The sequence below is a fragment of the Paraburkholderia sp. 2C genome, assembly GCF_054589215.1.
In genome coordinates this window covers 133,713-150,670 of sequence record NZ_BAAILL010000071.1, presented here as the reverse complement: position 1 = coordinate 150,670, position 16,958 = coordinate 133,713, and the positions used below count along the sequence as shown (strand labels likewise).

The 16,958-nt window shown below is 61.4% G+C and carries 13 protein-coding genes and 1 pseudogene; 5 read left to right on the top strand and 9 right to left on the bottom strand.

What is annotated here, in order from left to right; genetic code table 11:
• Window positions 1-15: 15 nt before the first annotated feature.
• From ACYPXD_RS32980 to ACYPXD_RS32970, 3 genes are read left to right on the top strand one after another with little or no spacing between them, the layout of a single operon-like run.
• A complete protein-coding gene (locus ACYPXD_RS32980; RefSeq protein WP_459722311.1) occupies window positions 16-249 on the top strand; it encodes a hypothetical protein in 234 nt (77 codons plus the stop codon).
• Window positions 246-1,373, top strand: coding sequence for a porin (locus ACYPXD_RS32975; protein WP_459722307.1), 1,128 nt, complete (start codon window positions 246-248; stop codon window positions 1,371-1,373). Before ACYPXD_RS32980 ends, ACYPXD_RS32975 begins: the two co-directional genes overlap by 4 nt.
• A gap of 53 nt (window positions 1,374-1,426) precedes the next feature.
• On the top strand, window positions 1,427-1,906 hold the full coding sequence (locus tag ACYPXD_RS32970) for a nuclear transport factor 2 family protein (protein WP_459722303.1): 480 nt from the start codon (window positions 1,427-1,429) through the stop codon (window positions 1,904-1,906).
• Window positions 1,907-3,009: 1,103 nt separating this feature from the next.
• Here the strand turns inward: ACYPXD_RS32970 and ACYPXD_RS32965 are convergent.
• Window positions 3,010-4,461, bottom strand: a complete 1,452-nt coding sequence (locus tag ACYPXD_RS32965) for an IS1182 family transposase (protein WP_459722300.1) — start codon at window positions 4,459-4,461, stop codon at window positions 3,010-3,012.
• Window positions 4,462-4,687: 226 nt separating this feature from the next.
• On the opposite strand from ACYPXD_RS32965, the gene ACYPXD_RS32960 reads away from it, so the two are divergent.
• Window positions 4,688-5,242, top strand: a complete 555-nt coding sequence (locus ACYPXD_RS32960; RefSeq protein WP_459722295.1) for a hypothetical protein — start codon at window positions 4,688-4,690, stop codon at window positions 5,240-5,242.
• Between the two features lie 696 nt (window positions 5,243-5,938).
• Here ACYPXD_RS32960 and ACYPXD_RS32955 read toward each other — a convergent pair.
• From ACYPXD_RS32955 to ACYPXD_RS32940, 4 genes are all read right to left on the bottom strand, one after another.
• Window positions 5,939-6,574 (bottom strand): riboflavin synthase, encoded by a 636-nt coding sequence (locus ACYPXD_RS32955; protein WP_459722292.1) that lies wholly within the window; start codon window positions 6,572-6,574, stop codon window positions 5,939-5,941.
• Between the two features lie 16 nt (window positions 6,575-6,590).
• Entirely contained in the window at window positions 6,591-7,712 is a 1,122-nt protein-coding gene (gene ribD / locus ACYPXD_RS32950) for a bifunctional diaminohydroxyphosphoribosylaminopyrimidine deaminase/5-amino-6-(5-phosphoribosylamino)uracil reductase RibD (protein WP_459722289.1), read from the bottom strand.
• A gap of 10 nt (window positions 7,713-7,722) precedes the next feature.
• Complete coding sequence (gene hemL, locus ACYPXD_RS32945; RefSeq protein ID WP_459722286.1) at window positions 7,723-9,006, bottom strand: glutamate-1-semialdehyde 2,1-aminomutase; 1,284 nt, start codon at window positions 9,004-9,006, stop codon at window positions 7,723-7,725.
• 210 nt (window positions 9,007-9,216) lie between these two features.
• The gene (locus tag ACYPXD_RS32940) at window positions 9,217-9,693 is read right to left on the bottom strand and encodes a hypothetical protein (protein ID WP_459722281.1); all 477 of its coding nucleotides are present in this window, start codon (window positions 9,691-9,693) and stop codon (window positions 9,217-9,219) included.
• A 279-nt stretch (window positions 9,694-9,972) separates the two neighbouring features.
• Here ACYPXD_RS32940 and ACYPXD_RS32935 point away from each other — a divergent pair, with 279 nt between their 5' ends.
• On the top strand, window positions 9,973-11,196 hold the full coding sequence (locus tag ACYPXD_RS32935) for a Bcr/CflA family multidrug efflux MFS transporter (protein ID WP_459722278.1): 1,224 nt from the start codon (window positions 9,973-9,975) through the stop codon (window positions 11,194-11,196).
• Window positions 11,197-11,252: 56 nt separating this feature from the next.
• On the opposite strand, the gene ACYPXD_RS32930 is transcribed toward ACYPXD_RS32935, so the two are convergent.
• The 4 genes and pseudogenes from ACYPXD_RS32930 to zwf all read right to left on the bottom strand — a co-directional run bounded on the left by ACYPXD_RS32930 (window position 11,253) and on the right by zwf (window position 16,541).
• Window positions 11,253-12,125, bottom strand: coding sequence for an alpha/beta fold hydrolase (locus ACYPXD_RS32930; protein WP_459722274.1), 873 nt, complete (start codon window positions 12,123-12,125; stop codon window positions 11,253-11,255).
• 210 nt (window positions 12,126-12,335) lie between these two features.
• Entirely contained in the window at window positions 12,336-14,252 is a 1,917-nt protein-coding gene (locus ACYPXD_RS32925) for a bifunctional transcriptional regulator/glucokinase (protein WP_459722442.1), read from the bottom strand.
• Window positions 14,230-14,934: pseudogene (gene pgl, locus ACYPXD_RS32920) on the bottom strand (6-phosphogluconolactonase); the annotation flags it as partial. The gene ACYPXD_RS32925 and the pseudogene pgl, both read right to left, overlap by 23 nt.
• A gap of 146 nt (window positions 14,935-15,080) precedes the next feature.
• The gene (zwf, locus tag ACYPXD_RS32915; RefSeq protein WP_459722271.1) at window positions 15,081-16,541 is read right to left on the bottom strand and encodes a glucose-6-phosphate dehydrogenase; all 1,461 of its coding nucleotides are present in this window, start codon (window positions 16,539-16,541) and stop codon (window positions 15,081-15,083) included.
• Window positions 16,542-16,958 lie beyond the last annotated feature (417 nt).

Genomic DNA, 16,958 nt, shown 5'->3' with positions numbered 1-16,958 from the left:
GAAAGGAGGATACGTATGATCGCGCTTCACCATGCCATCAAAATCGCGGTGCCTCGGAGCGCGGTCTTTCTCGCGTTTGCGGACGTCGACGAACTCGCCGGTTGGCACCCTGGTGAAATCGAGGGAGAGCCGCATGCACGCACGCGGGTGCGACGACAGGACTCGGGATGGCATCAGACCGACGCCCATTTGCCGTTGTGCAATACGTATTGGGGCGAAGCGCTGGGTATCTCCACGATCGGCACATGATGCGGCTTTCATCCAGGCGCTACGCGGTTACAAAGAACGCAGCGCCGCTGATCTGCGTGACGGCGGCGTTGGCCGGCCTATCATGCGCGCACGCGCAAAGCAGCGTCTCGATCGGCGGCATCATCGACGGCGGTGTCACCTATGTCAACAATGAACGCGGCGGCGCTACCGCGCTATTCGACAGCGGTATTCTCACCCCCGACATGCTGACGTTCAAGGCGACCGAAGATCTCGGCGGTGGTAACAAGGCCATTTTCCAGCTGACGTCGCAGTTCGACCTCGGCAGCGGCGCGCTCATCCCTGGCGCCGGGCAGATCTTCGGCCGCACGGCGTTCGTTGGCCTATCCAATGAACGATGGGGTACGCTGACGCTCGGCAACCAGTACGACTTCATGTCCGACGTGCTGATGGCGGGGCATTACGATGGTGCGCCACTGTTCGGTGGTCTTTACGACTATCGGCAAGGGCCATTTGCGGCGCTGGGCATACCCGGCAATCCAACGGGTTCATTCGACTTCGATCGTCTTGCCGGCGCGACGCGCGTACCGAGTGCGATCAAGTATCTGAGTCCGCAGATTTCCGGGCTGACGGTGGGTGCGCTTTACGGTCTGGGCGGAACGCCCGGTTCCATTGCGCAAAACTCCACAACAAGTTTCGGTGCGAACTATGAAGACGGTCCGTTTGCCGTCGGCGCGGCTTATGTCGAGGTGAAGTATCCGCAGTTGGACAACGGCAATCGCGGCATCCGTAACTTCGGATTCGGCATGCACTACGCGTTCCGGCGCGTGCTGGCCATGCTGCTCTATACGAATACGAAAAATACGGCCAGCGGCGCGCAGATCGACGTGTACAAGTCGGGTTTCCTTTGGCAAGTGTCCGGGCCATGGGCCTGGGGTGTGGACTACCAGTATATGAAGGGCAATCACGTGCTGGAGGGCAACGAAGCCCAACAGGTGACCTCGGCGTTGCAATACAACTTCTCGAAGCGCACGGTCGTCTACCTGGAAGCATCGTATCAACGGGCCGGCGGCAATGGCGCGCAGGCCTGGCTCAATGGCCTTGGGCAGCCCGCAAGCGGCCGCTCGCAAACTATCACGCGGGTCGGGATGCAGACGAGTTTTTGAGGTTCGTATTATGCATTGGCGACTTGCATCACTACCTGAATAGGGAGGCGGCTATGGCGGTAACGCTGCAAACGATGACCGACGAACAGCGCAAGTCGGTCGCGATCGAATACCTAAAGGCGTTCGATCGCGGCGGAGTGACGTCGACGGGCCGCGGTATTATCGAGCTGTTCGCTGACGATGCTGAAGTGTGCTTTCCGAAGTGGGGTATTGCGCGCGGCAAGGAGCAGATCGCCAAGCTGTTCGCCGAGGTCGGCGGCACGTTGAAAAGCGTGACACACCACTATGCGCACTTCAACTGGGTTTTTTCCGGCTCCGACACCTTGGTATGCGAGGGCACGAGCCACGGCGAACATCGCGATGGACCGTGGCGGGCGGGTGTGCCGGACTGGGGCGCCGGCATGTGGTGCGATGTGTTCGAAGTGCGCGACTGGAGAATCCAGCGGCTCTTCATTTATCTCGATCCAGATTACGCGGGTCAAGATATTGCGCGCTATCCATGGCTCGTGCCGGACCAACGCGGTGTGCCGTGACAGGCCGCGATAATCAAGGTCGTCCTCCGGCACGTGGCCGGGGGAGGCGGCTGGCAGGTTGTCAGCGCATACCGGAATGACAGTGCGAGCACGGAGAACCGGCGGCTGATATCGGTGCCGAGGAACGTGCACGGGGACGGTCCACTCTCACTGAGTCTGCAATGCAGGTGCAGGCCCATCGACTTTCTTCTGTGCAACAGCTGCGCTCTTGCCAGCGGTACATCTTTCACCGCGCTGGCACTGTTAAGCGTGAGGTCATTGTGCGGGGACTCGGCCGCCGACTTTCCGTACTGGTCAGCGCAACGCGCGCAAGGTTGAATCCAAAGGTCCATTTGTGAATTGCCAATCACTGGACGCGCGCCTCACCCGAATGACATGTCGTCGCTCTTCACCTACCAAGTTGGGACAGACACATTACGCTCATCGGCGAGTTCGTGATGCGACGGCCGTTCAAACCTCTGGCATAGCAAGCGATTGCCATTCTTTGACCAGCTCGAAATTGTCCCGAAACCATCGACCCCGAAAAATCTGCGAGCCCATCCGGTGAAGACGGCTTGCGTACTCTCCCATTAACCAGAAATGGCGGATTGCGACGAATACCGGGATTGCCTGGAAATCGACCGACGCGACCGGCACAACGCTGCAGTAACGTCGTAAATATCGTTAAAGCCCCGCTGCAGCAATGTGCAATCGTCGATTGGGCCGGTCATGAAAGTGCGTTCAAGTATTTTGCGAATCTCATCGCCCCACACCGTCGAATACACGGCTCGTAGTGGGCTTGAACGATTGGTTTCAGTCGCCGCCATTGTCGCTACCGTTCGGGAAAGGGGACCGCAGAGTATGCTCCGCCTTTTCAGTGGAAAATAATCTTTGTCTGGTGGGGCGTCGTATCAGGTAGCGACCTGATGCATGCCGCATGGCTAAAAGTTTCGTGGTGTGTTCCTTCCTAACTTATAGCGGCTACGTCCCTCAGTGGCCGAGGCCGTGTAAAAACGCGGCGACCGGCCGGCCGGTAACGTCCCCGCAGGGGCGCTCGTGTGGCGCTCGAGTTCGCGAACCAGATCCGATTTTGCCGCGGCAAAGAACAAAGCATGCAAGTCAGGTCAGGCACTTGCCATCTTCATCGCCTGCATCGCCTTCCCGAACCCCAGAATCCCGATCACCCGCTTGATGTTGTACGCCAGCACGTGCAAGCTCATTTCGGCAGCGACCCGACCAAGCCCACGAGTCTGGAAGTGTGTTGAACCCATCCAGTGCTTGAGGGTGCCGAACACGTGCTCGACCGTGCGACGCCGGATTGTCATCGCATCAAGCTGATGATCGAGCCGGCGTTGCATTGCCTCGAGTACTTCCTCGTGCTCCCATCGACGGATTCGCCGGTAGTCAGACGGGGTGCACTGGCTTTTGATCGGACAGCGTGGACACGCGCTGCTCCAGTAGGTACGCAATTTCATCGGGTTAGCACGCTCAACGGAGCTGAACCGGTAAATCGCCCGCTGTCCCGCCGGACACTGATACTGATCATCCGCAGCGATATAGATGAAGTCTGCCCGATCAAACCGACCGTCAGCCTTGGCACCAGACGTCTGTGATTTGGGCACCAGTGCAGTGATGCCGGCATCGTCACAGGCCTTGATTTCAGGGGCGCTGAAGTATCCCCGATCAGCAAGTACCTTGAGCGTCTTTCGTCCCATGGCATCGCGCGCGGCTTTCGCCATCGGGCTCAACTGGGTCCGGTCGTTGCCGACGTTCGTGACCTCGTGGGACACGATGAGGTGATGGCGGGTATCGACAGCGATCTGGACGTTGTAGCCAACTACACCCGTGCCCTTGGCCTGCGAGAGCATCGAGCGTGAGTCGGGATCGGTTAGCGAGATCTGCTTCTCCGGCAGATCGCTCAGAAGCTTTGCCGCGTGATCCAGATCGCGCATCTGTTCACGCAATCTGTCGATCTTCTCCTGCAGACGTTCGGTCTTCGCTTCTACCTCGACTGGCTGCGTACGATCTGCTGTCTCCATCGCGTCCAGGTAGCGCTGGATGCTTTGTTCGATCTGCTCCTGTCGCCTCGCAATCTTGTTAGGCGTGAAGTTCTGGTCGCGGCTGTTCACCGCCTTGAACTTGCTACCGTCAATGGCCACAGCGGCCTGCGCAAAGAGCTTCAGCTCGCGGCATATGGTCACGAAGCGCCGGCATACGTTGCGGATGCCTTCGCCGTTGCCTCGCCTGAACTCCGCTATTGTCTTGAAGTCGGGCGCCAGGCGCCCGGTCAGCCACATCAGCTCGACATTGCGCTGGCACTCGCGTTCGAGACGACGGCTCGACTGCACGCGGTTGAGATAACCGTAGATGTACAGTTTCAGCAATACCGCCGGGTGATAGGACGGACGCCCCGTGCTCGCCGGCGTAGCTCCTTCAAATCCCAGAGCAGCAAGGTCGAGTTCGTCTACAAACGCGTCGACTATCCTTATCGGGTTGTCGTCGGCGATGAAGTCATCAAGACATTCCGGCAGCAGCGTTGTTTGATTTCGGTCCACGCCTTCGACAAATCGCCCCATCTTCGTCTCGCCCTCAACAGGTTGATTTAGTCTAGGCGATGGTCTGCGTTTTTACACGGCCTCGGCCCTGAAAGAGCGAGTCGACTTTCCGCATAGCAGACATAACCTGCCCTGTAACGGAAAGTAATGCTCATGCCGTGAGAATTGCTCCCGGGCCGTCAAGTACGGTAGCCGGGAAGCCGTTATTAAAGTGGCCATTCAAAAAAGTCAGCAACCGGGGATATAGTTGAAAACAATATTCAGACTTTCTCTCGCATCGGTCACTTGTGCGATGTTCGTCGCAGGGTGTGCGACCAACGAGCAGGGCCAGCTCGTTGTAGATCCAGACAAGGTAAACGAAGTGCTGGCGGGCGCGCTGAATCCACCGCCACCAGCGCCGCCCGTGGTCGTCGAAGAGGCTTATCAGCCGATGCCAAATGATATCTATGTCTCTACCGTTGTCGACAAGGATGTGGTGTTTGTCGGCGGCAACACCTATATCTGGGTGGTTGGGTCAGACGGAGTGCGACACCGGCGTCTATATGCTCATGGCGATCATCGGGAAGACATATTTCATCGCAGGGATGAACTCCACAAGGTCATGATAAATCATGGCGGCCGTCTACCCGACCATGCGATAGCCGCGCACGGGCCGACGGAACATCCGGGCGCGCCCGGCCATCCTGGCGCAGTGACGCAGAACCATCCCGCGCCGAGCGCCAAGCCTGTTGCACATGCCGCTGCTCAAGGCAAGGCCGCCCCAGCGGCGAAGCCGCCCGTAAAGGATGTGAAGAAGTCGTAGGCCTGCCTTTTGCCGAGACGGTGGACGAGCTCAAAGGTTGCTTTGTCGGTGACCAGCGAACAACGGCAAACCCGATGACGAAGGTTTTCGAGTGTCTATCTCGATTGTTTCGGGTCGAAAACACAACCGAACCTTCCCACGCGCACTCGATCGCAAGTCGTTGGGTTGGTTGAACCTGGGTGGCTTGTTGAAATAACGGTGACCGCTGCCAGAACAGCATAGCGGCTTCATGCTTAGGCGCCCTTGTGGGCACCGAAATGAGCGCAGCACACACGGATCGTTGACGATCTACGCACCTGTGTCGGCTGGTCGTTCCTGGCCGCACTGCGTCTTACGCAGCGCAGCGTATGCTTGGCATGCAGAACGCACAAGACGGCCGCGACGCGCGCCTCCCGTCGAGCGTTCGGCATGATCCGGCGTGGCGGCTCCCATCAGGTTTGCACTACCGTTTTCCCACGGACATGCGCTAAACGCCTTGTGGTACCTGCTTTGGCCCGTCTCCTCGCGCGGCCGCTAATCCCAATACGGGCGTGGCAGGCAGCCGATTTCGTTACATCGAAGAGGCTGTTCTCCGGAGGAGTGACGGATACGAACAGCAAAAAACGACCGTATACCGTCAGAAGTACCGTCACAAACTCGCAGCTGTAGCGGGTTTTAGCGAGACGACGGTAGACAGTAGAAAAGCCGAAAACCGAATCACTTCAATACGTTATAGCCGTCCTGAGACGCCCCAAGCATCCGCTCCACATACCGCGCAATCAAATCAATCTCCAGATTGACCCGAGTCCCTTCCTTAAGATGCTTAAGCGTCGTCACCTGCACCGTATGCGGAATCAGGTTGATCGAAAACTCGCAGCCATCCTCACGGTCGCTAACCGAATTGACCGTAAGGCTCACGCCATTCACCGTAATCGATCCTTTGTACGCGAGATAACGCCCAATCTCCTTAGGCGCAAGCACGCGCAGCTCATGTGACTCGCCCACAGGCGCAAACCGCGTCACGGTGCCCATCCCATCGACGTGGCCCGACACGATATGTCCACCGAGCCGGTCATGCGCCCGCAGCGCCTTCTCAAGATTGACCTCACCGGTCTGAGCCAGCCCCGAAGTGAGATTCAAACTCTCGCGCGACACATCGACGTCAAACGAATGATCAGTCTTCCCGATCACCGTCATGCAAGCGCCCTGAATCGAAATACTATCGCCCAGCTGCACATCATCAAGATCGAGCCCACCCGCTTCGACGGTCAACCGCACACCCGCTTGCGGCGCGTTGCCGAGCGGCGTGATCGATGCGATACGGCCGACGGCCGCGACAATTCCTGTAAACATCGTTGTCGTTTCCTGTTCAGTGCAAGGGCGGAGGCGGCACGAGCCGCGCAAGAACGCGAATGTCGGTGCCGATCCGGTCCACCGATTGATACTCGAGCTGCACGCGCTTTTCAAGCGATGCCGGTGCGACAAGGTTAAACATACTCATCGAATCCGAACCCAGCAGACTCGGCGCAAGATAAACCAGCAGTTCGTCGACGCAACCCTCGCGCAGCAGCGAGCCATTGAGCTTGTATCCCGCTTCGACATGCAGTTCGTTCGTGCCGCGTTCGGCCAATTCTTTCAACATGGCCGGCAGATCGACCTTGCCGTCCTGATTCGGAAGCGGCACGATCTCCGCGCCGCGGTCGCGCAATGCAGCGGCGCGCTCGGCGAGCCGCTCGTCGAGATGGCCGCAGATAATCAGCGTCGGCGCGCCCGCCAGAATGTGCGCTTCGGGCGGCACGTCGAGCCGGCTATCGATCAGCACGCGTTTCGGCTGGCGCGGCGTATCGACCGCACGCACCGTCATGCGCGGATTGTCTTCGCGAATCGTGCCGATGCCCGTCAGAATCGCCGACGCACGCGCACGCCATGCGTGCCCGTCCGCACGCGCGGCTTCGCTGGTAATCCACTGGCTTTCGCCCGAAGGCAAACCCGTGCGGCCGTCGAGCGACGCCGCGACTTTCATGCGCACCCACGGGCGATTGCGCGTCATGCGCGACACAAAGCCAATATTGAGCTCGCGCGCTTCATTCGCGAGCAACTCGCAGCGCACCTCGATACCGGCATCGCGCAGCATCGACAAACCACGCCCCGACACAAGCGGGTTCGGATCTTCCATGGCCGCTACCACGCGCGCGACTTTCGCTTCGATCAGCGCATTCGCGCATGGCGGCGTGCGGCCGAAGTGACTGCACGGCTCGAGCGTCACATAGACCGTCGCGCCGCGCAGGTCATGCCCGCGCGCGCGCGCATCCTTCATCGCGCGGATTTCCGCATGGTCCTGACCGGCCGGCTGCGTAAAGCCTTCGCCGATCACTTCGCCATCCTTGACGATCACGCAGCCGACGCGCGGATTCGGATCGGTCGTGTACATGCCACGCGCCGCAAGCAGCAGCGCGCGCTCCATATGAACGAAATCGGTTTGCGAGAACATCGGTGTCCTGTTACGCGTTCAGCGCTGCAAATGCCTTGCGTGCAATCTCGACGGTCGTGTCAATCACCGCGTCGTCGTGCGCGCTCGACACGAATCCTGCCTCATAGGCGGACGGAGCAAAGTACACGCCCGCATCGAGCATCTTATGGAAAAACGCATTGAAGCGCGGCACGTCGCAATGCGAAATCTCCGCGAAGCTGCGCGGAATCGAATCGGTGAAATAGAGGCCGAACATGCCGCCGATCGAATCCGCGGCGAACGGCACTTTCGCGGCGCGCGCCGCTTCGGTCATGCCGCTCACGAGCCGCGCGGTTTGCCGCGTGAGCGCGTCGTAGAAGCCCGGCGCCTGGATCAATTGCAGCGTCTTCAAGCCGGCCGCGACCGCAATCGGATTGCCCGACAGTGTGCCCGCCTGATAGACGCCGCCCAGCGGCGCGAGATGCGCCATGATGTCGCGCCGTCCGCCGAACGCCGCCGCCGGCATGCCGCCGCCGATCACCTTGCCGAGACACGTGAGGTCCGGCGTAATGTCGTACACCTCCTGCGCGCCGCCGAGCGCGACGCGAAAGCCGCACATCACTTCGTCGAAAATCAGCACCGAGCCGTATTCGTTCGTGAGGCCGCGCAGCGCCTGCAGGAATTCGGGCGTGGCGCGTACGAGGTTCATATTGCCCGCGACGGGCTCGACGATCACCGATGCGATCTCGTTGCCGAACGCCTTGAACGCTTCTTCGAGCGCCTCGACGTTGTTGTACTCGAGCACCGTGGTGTGTTTTGCGATATCCACCGGCACGCCCGCGGAAGTCGGATTGCCGAACGTCAGCAGGCCCGAGCCGGCCTTCACGAGCAAACTGTCGGCGTGGCCGTGATAGCAGCCCTCGAACTTGACGATGCGGCTGCGGTTGGTGAACCCGCGCGCAAGACGCAGCGCGCTCATGGTCGCTTCGGTGCCGCTCGATACCATGCGCACCTGTTCGATCGACGGCATCAGCTTGCAGATTTCCTCGGCGATTTCGATTTCGGCTTCAGTGGGCGCGCCGAACGAAAAGCCGTCGACCAGCACGCGCTGCACCGCTTCGAGCACCTCCGGATGCACGTGGCCGACGATCATCGGCCCCCACGAGCCGATGTAGTCGATATAGCGCTGGCCGTCGGCGTCCCAGAAGTACGGGCCTTGCGCGCGCTCGATAAAGCGCGGCGTGCCGCCGACCGACCGGAACGCACGCACGGGTGAATTGACGCCGCCGGGGATCGTCTGTTGCGCGCGTTCGAAGAGAGCTTGGTTCCTGGACATGGCTTGGACCTGCGTAATGGTGTGTTGGGGCGGTGCGTGAGCGGGCGGTGCGGATGGCGCGCGATGGCCGGCACCCCATAGCGCCGCGATCAGCGCCGGCAGGCGGCACGCCTTGGGTTGCGGGCGGGCCGCGGCGGCCGAGTGGTTTCCTGAAATTGTACCGGAGTCGCGGCGGAACGGCCTGTGGCGGGGTGGCGCGGAACGGGCCGGCTATTTGCGTGCTTTTTCGGCCGCTGGTGCGGACCGGGTCCGTGCCCCGGTCAGTTCCTTCCACCGTTTTTCGAGCGCGCCTTCCACCATCGGCTTGATCGACGTGCCCGAACTCTGCGCATCCCAGGTTTGCACGGAGAATGGATGCGCACGCAATGCGTCGCGCGGAATCACCACCTCGTGGTGCGCGTCGACCAGCCAGTCGTAGACGAAATCGATGCACAGCCGGTAGCCGCGCTTGCTCGCGGCATCGGGCACCTCATACGGCGCGCGCGTTACATAACCGGACGCAAACAGCCCCTTCGGCTCCTGCGCGACCCGATGCACGAAGACGCGATCGCCGGGCATGATGCCGCGCGCGACGCCGCAGCCCCAGACATCGGCGACCGCTTCGCCGGCCGCGACGCGTTTCGCGACATCGGGCAATTCGGGCCAGGGCCATTTCCTGGGGCTCCAGATCAGCAGAAAGGCGGTCATGACGGTTTCAGTCGACGAATGGCGTCAAAGCCCGGAGCTTAACCGAAAGCGCCGACGCTAACCGGGCATTTCCCTGTTGCTGCCCACGCGGTTGTCTCCCCGGTTGCCTCCGCTGAAAGCGAAGTGAAATAGCTTTCGAATTCGCGTCGGATACAATTACGAATCCGCTACACCGTCACTCGCCGTTCGTTGCATGCGCATCCAGTTTGCCGATCTGCTGATCCGCGCACTTGCGGGCGAGCCGCCTCACACGTCATCTAGCGCTTCACTGGCCATTCAATGTCCCACCCCGTCAAAGGCCGGCCTGATTTCCGGCTGATTCTGCTACTCGGCGCGCTCGCCGCATGCGGGCCCATTTCAATCGACATGTATCTGCCGAGCCTGCCGTCGCTGACGCAGGCGTTCTCGATCAGCGCAAGCGCCGCGCAAACCACGCTTACCAGCTTCATGTTCGGTTTCTCGATCGGCATGCTGCTGTACGGGCCGCTGTCCGACTCGCTTGGCAGGCGGCCGGTGCTGCTCGGCGGCATCGTCATGTATGTGGTGTCGACCATTGCTTGCGCGCTGTCGCTCTCGATCGGCTCGCTGGCCCTGTTCCGCTTCGTGCAGGCGCTGGGGGCGGGCGCCGCCTCGGTGCTCGCGCGGGCGATTGCGCGCGATGCGCACGAGCCGGCCGAAGCGGCGCGCGTGATGTCGATGATGGCGATCGTGACGTCGGTCGGGCCTTTGCTCGCGCCGTTGATCGGCGGGCAATTGCTGCTGCTTGGCGGCTGGCGCGTGGTGTTTATCGTGCTGACGCTGTTCGGCGCGTTTTGCGCGGTGACCGCGTTTTTGCGCGTGCCGGAAACGTGGCCGCGCGAGAAGCGCGCGCATTCGGCGCTGCTGAAGTCGTTCGCGGCCTACGGCAAGCTCATGAAAGACCCGGTGGCATGGGGTCATCTGCTGTGCGGCGGAATGGCGTTTGCGTCGATGTTCGCGTATATCACCGCCACGCCGTTCGTTTATATCGATTACTTCCACGTGTCCGCGCAGCATTACGGCTTTCTGTTCGGTCTCAATATCATCGGCATCATGGGCGGCAATTTTCTCAATACGCGGATGGTCGGGCGGCATGGGCCGGTGCGCATCATCATCGTCGCCGGGACGATCAGTTGCGTCGCGTCGCTGTTCGTCGCGCTGGTATGCGTGACAGGGTGGGGCGGATTGTGGTCGATCGTGTTCGGGTTGTTCTTCGTCGTCGGGATGGTGGGGCTGTTGTCGGCGAATTGTGTGACCGACCTCATGCATCGGTATCCGACCAGCGCGGGTGCGGCCGCCGCGTTATTCGGCGCGGTGCAGTTCGGGCTCGGCGCGCTCGCGAGTCTTGCGGTCGGCTTGTGGCGCGATGGGTCGCCGCAAGGGATGGGCGTGACGATTGCCGTGTGCGGTCTGCTTTGTTATCTCGGGCGGGTGCTCATTGTGCGGTGGCATGCGCGGCCGGTTGCAGCGGCACCGGCGCGCTGAGGCGCGGTTCCATGCCGTGCCTCTTGCCTTGCTTCCAGGCACTCACTGCGCAATGGTCACGCGTCCGCTTCCGACAAGTACGCGATCACCCTGCGATTCACCTCATCGGCCGCTTCGAACTGAGCCCAGTGCCCCGCATCCGCCACCAGCCCGAAGCGATGGCGAACACCTTGCGCATGCAACTGATCTGAAAACGCCTGCGGGTCCGCAGCGGTCACATCGTGCGCGCCCCACAATAGCAGCGGATCGACATCGGCCGTTTTGAGCAGCGGCTCGAGTGTGCTTGCAAGCGACACCTCCTTGCTGCGAAAGCGCGTCCTCAGGCACGCGTCTTCATAGACCGTCAATGCGAGCGAATCGGCGTTGCCGGGATCGTGCAGCATGAACGATTTGAGGTTCGCATCGAACAGCGCGCGGCGTGCGTCTTCCGCCTCGACCTTTTTCCAGTTCAGCAACTCGCGCTGCTGCCGCCGCTTGCCGCCATGCCCCGCGCTGCCGACGAGCGCGAGTTTGCCGACCGGCCGGCGGCACGCGAGCGTCGACGCGACCACACCGCCGAACGAAAACCCGCCAAGATCGATTTCAGTCGACGCGCCGATCAAACCATCGAGCGATTCGAGCGTCGCCGCGAGGAACGCTTCGAAATCGGCGCCTTGCGGCAATGCATCGGAATCGCCATAGCCGGGGAGATCCGGCACCCATACCGCACGCAATGCGCTGAGCGCTTCGACGTTGCGCACCCAATGCGTCCAGCTGCCGTGTCCGCCGTGCATGAGCACGAGGGGTTTGCCGCTGCCGAATACACGCCACACCACACGCAGGCGCGATGCGACACGATAACGATGATGGATCGCGCGTGCATCGAGCCGTGCGAGCGCTGCGCGGCCTTCGATCAAAGCCGACGCGGGTACAGAAATAAGGTCCGTCATGCTGCGGAAAAGAATGCCTAAGAGTGCGTGAGCGACGCCTCAATCGTCTCATACGTTGAGCCTCGATGCCGCGACGCGCGCAATGCGTCGACGGGGACCGACGTGCTGGCTTTCAGCGTGACAGCCACAAGAAAAAAGCCAACCTGCGGGAGGTTGGCTTTTTAAGGCTGCAGCAGCGAAACGATACGGAACGCGACGCGCGACCTGGTCTTAGTCTTTAGGCGTAGCCGCCGCGCCATGACTCAACCAGTCCAGCACCGCGCTCGTCTCTTCATCCGCCCCTTCGCGTGCTTTGGCCACCGCATCGGTCACTTCTGCTTCCGGCACCGCACGACGAATCGCCACGCCGACCGCGAGAATATCGATCATCAGCAAGTGCAGGATGCGCGAGATCATCGAAAGCTGCGATTCGCGAATTTCGATGTGATCGGTTTCGAGCGCAACGGTGGCGCGTTTCGCGAGCGGCGTATTGCTCGACGTAATCGCAATCACCTTCGCCCCCGCTTGCATCGCGACATCGAGCACGCGCAGCAACTCGGGCGCGCGCCCGGACTTCGACACCGCGACAATCACATCGCCCTTGCCGAGCAAGGCAGCCGAAGCGGCCTGCATATACAGATCGCCATAAGCAATGGTCGGAATGCCGAAGCGGAAGAACTTGTAGTGCGCGTCCTGCGCGACGATATTCGAATTGCCGAGCCCGTAAAACTCGATACGTCGTGCGGTGTTCAGCAGGTCGATGGCCGCTTCGACATGCTCGAAGTTCAGATGCTCGCGCAACTGCAAAATGGCGGACACCGTATTGTCGAGCACCTTCGCGCCGAAGTCGGTGGCCGTATCGCCAAGATGCACCTGGCTATGGCTCACCGGAATCGTGCCGGTCAAACCGGTGGCGAGCTTCAGCTTGAAATCGGACAAGCCCTGGCAGCCCAGCGAGCGGCAGAAACGGATCACGGTCGGCTGGCTCACATCGGCCTTGCGCGCGATATCGACGATCGGATCGTTGATGATCGAACGCGGATGGTTCAACGCGAGATCGGCCACGCGGCGTTCCGCGGGCGTCAGCGCATCGCGCATCTGGCGAATCCGTTCGAACACCGCGGAAGAACTGCCGCCCGTGCGATTCGACAGCTGCTCCGCAAGAATCGCGGAGACGCCGAGAAATGCCGGATATTCGGCGGTAATCACAAAGGTCGGCACGTTCTTCAGATAGTCTTCGAAGCGGCCCTTCGCTTCGAAGCGCTGACGGAACGACGACTTCGCAAAGAACTCGCCAAGCCGCGGCACCACGCCGCCGCCGATATAGATGCCGCCCAGCGCACCGAGCGTCACCGCGATATTGCCGGCGAACGTGCCGAGAATGCCGCAGAACACATCGAGCGTCTCGGCCGCGAGCGGATCGCCTTCGAGCCCGCGCTTGGAGATCTCCGACACATCGAGCGTGGACGCCACGCGCTTCTTGTCGCGCGCCGCCAGCGCGCGATAGATGATCTCGATGCCCGGACCCGCCGCCACGCGCTCGAACGACACATGCGACCACTTCTTGCGCGCGTATTGCAGCACGAGGTCTTCGCGCTCGTCGGACGGCGCAAACGACGCATGGCCGCCTTCGCTGCCGAGCGCAATCCAGCGGTCGTCGGCTGGGATCAGACCGGACACGCCCATGCCCGTACCGGGCCCAAGCAAACCGATCACGCTATGCGGCCGGCGCGTGCCGCTGCCCACCTGCACGCGCTGCGTGTCGGTCAGGCCCGGCAACGCCATTGCCAGCGCGGTGAAATCGTTGACGACCAGCAGCGTATCGAAGCCCAGGGCCCGACGCGTCGCTTCGATCGAAAAGTGCCAATCATGATTCGTCATCCGAACCTGGTCCCCGTCGACCGGATTCGCGATGGCGACCGCCGCGTGATTCACGCGGCCGATCTTCGTATCTTTCAGGTACTTCTTGATGACCTCCGCGATGCCCGGATAGTCGGCACACGGATAAACGTGCACCTGCGTGATCTCCCCCGGTCTGGTCTCGAGCGCGAATCGCGCATTGGTCCCGCCGACATCGGCGAGAAGCCTCGGTCCATCGGCGTGCTGGCCCGCTTGCGGGGCAGCTTTAGTTGGCACACCAGTAGACATCGAGTCTTACCCCCTTGTCGTTTGCGAGCTGAGAAATGGCTTTTTTTTGCAGGGTGGCGGACGCTTCGTTCAGCACGTCCATCTTCTTGGGACCGGCGATCAGCAGGAACAGATGATCGACCTTCTTCAACGCCGACATCGACCAGCTGATACGCGCATGCGGCGCGCTGCCCGGATGCACGGCGACGAAATGGTCGGTTGTGGTGATCGCGAAGTCCCACTCGGGCGCGTCCGCGAAAATCGACGCGGTGTGCCCGTCTTCGCCCATGCCGAGCACGGCGACGTTCGGCACGCGCCGTTTCGGGTCGCCGTTCAATGCGGCGACTCGCGCTTCGAGCGTGGTCGACGTATCGACGAGCGGCAGATAGCTCGCACTCGCGGCTGCGTTCTGCAGCAGCGTTTCGTGCACGAGACGCGAGTTGCTGGCGCTGTCGGTATCGGGCACCCAACGGTCGTCGACCAGTGTGACGTCGACGCGCGACCAGTCGAACGGCTCGTGCGATAAGGTTTGCAGGAACGGACGTGGACTTGTGCCGCCCGACACGGCAAAGGTCACGCGGCCGCCGCTCACGCCGGGCGTGGCGGTCTGAGCGGCGAGCGACGCCTGCAATGCGTTGCTCACGGCCTTGGCCAAAGCGGCGGATTGCGCCGCCTGGTCGTCGAAAGCATGTAGCTGGATCATGGACTTCTCCTCCGTGCTGCTTTCTTGTTTAGTCTAAGAACAGCGAGAAAAATGACATCGGAAATCGCACACGGTACTGTTACAAAAACACGGCGGCGCCGCGCACGATGCTGCGTGCTCAGGTGCGTCATCAGCGCCGCCGTCGATCAATTCTCTTCCTCGAGCCAGCAGGTGTCGTGCTGCGCGAGCATCGCGCTGGCGGCCGCCGGGCCCCACGTGCCGGCCGCATAGGGCTTCGGCTTCGTGCCGGACGCGGCCCATTCGTTCAGGATCGGCTCGACCCAGCGCCACGCGGCTTCCTGCTCGTCGCGGCGCACAAACAGCGCGAGACGGCCGTTGATCACATCGAGCAGCAGCCGTTGATACGCTTCCATCTGACCTTCGCGGAAGAACTGATCGAACGCGAGATCGAGGTGAACGCTCGACAGGTTCATCCCTTCGCCGGGCTTCTTCGCGAGGCAATACAGGCGGATCGTTTCGTTCGGCTGCAAGCGGATAACGAGGCGGTTGGCGCCGGCGCGCAAGGCAGTTGCACCGAGCGCCGAATGCGGCACCGCGCGGAAGTTGACGACAATCTCCGCCACACGATCGGCCAGACGCTTGCCCGTGCGCAGGAAGAACGGCACACCGGCCCAGCGCCAGTTTTCGATTTCCGCTTTGAGCGCGACGAACGTTTCGGTGGTGCTATCGGGCCGCACGCCCGATTCGTTCGCATAGGCCGGCACCGCCGCGCCGCGAATCACACCGGCATGATATTGACCGCGCACGGCCACGCGGCTGATATCGCGCGGATCGATCGGCTTCAAGGCGCGCAGCACGCGCAGCTTTTCGTCGCGGACCGAATCGGAGTCCATCGAATGCGGCGGTTCCATCGCGACAATCGAAAGCAGCTGCAGCAGATGGTTTTGCACCATGTCGCGCAACGCGCCCGTATTGTCGTAGAAATCGCCGCGCGCTTCCACGCCGAGTTCTTCGGCAATCGTGATCTGAATGCTTTCCACCCACTCGCGGCGCCACAGCGGCTCGAACAGCGCATTGCCGAAACGCAGTGCGAGCAGGTTCTGCACGGGCTCTTTACCCAGATAGTGGTCGATCCGGTAGATCTGCTCTTCGGCAAACATCTCGCCGACCGCGTCGTTGATCGCATTCGACGAACGCAGGTCGTAGCCCAACGGCTTCTCGAGCACGATGCGCGAATTCTCGTTAAGCCCGACCGAAGCCAGCGCGCGACAGATCGGCACGAACAGCGAAGGGCCGGTTGCCAGGTAGAACACGCGAATACCGGGCAGATTCGCAATCGCATCGCGCAGCAGGACGAAGTCTTCGGCTTTGCCGAGGTCGATTGCGACGAACTCGATACGATCGAGGAACGTGCGCCACGCGTCTTCCGTGAACTGCGCGCTGGCCACATGGGCGCGCACGTGTTCGTTGACCCACTGCAGGTATTGCTCGCGGCCGTCGATATGGCGCGCCACCGCGTAGATCTTGCCGCCCGCGGCCAGCATGCCTGCGCGATGCGCTTCGTACAGCGCGGGCAGGATCTTGCGCATCGACAGATCGCCGGTGCCGCCGAACAGCACGAAGGTGAAGCTGGAATCCGTTTGCATGTGTCTCCGCGATGCCTTTGGAAGGCGCTGAAAGCAGGCCGTAGTGCGATAAAATTTTTTTTGACACTGAATTGTAGTTTAACTACAATCCAAATCAAGAGGTAGCGTGAATTCGATGAAAAAAGCGTGCGGGGCCTGCAGGAATGCGCGTTTTCACCGAGTCAAACAAGCTTCCCGGCATGTTATCGACAAATGCGTTTTGATGTGGTCGGCCCGTTAGGCGGGCGCGGCATCAAGGGCTTTAACGAAAGGCGTGCGGGCGGTGAAAAAGCGCCTCGAGTCTGCAACGCGCGACGCGGGCAGGCACAAAAGCAAAAGAGGAGACGTTCTTTGCATTCCGAGTCACTCATCTCTTGAGCATCCGCGGCCGAACGTCGGCTAGCCAGGCGCACGCCAGAAGCGAAGCGCTCGTCGATG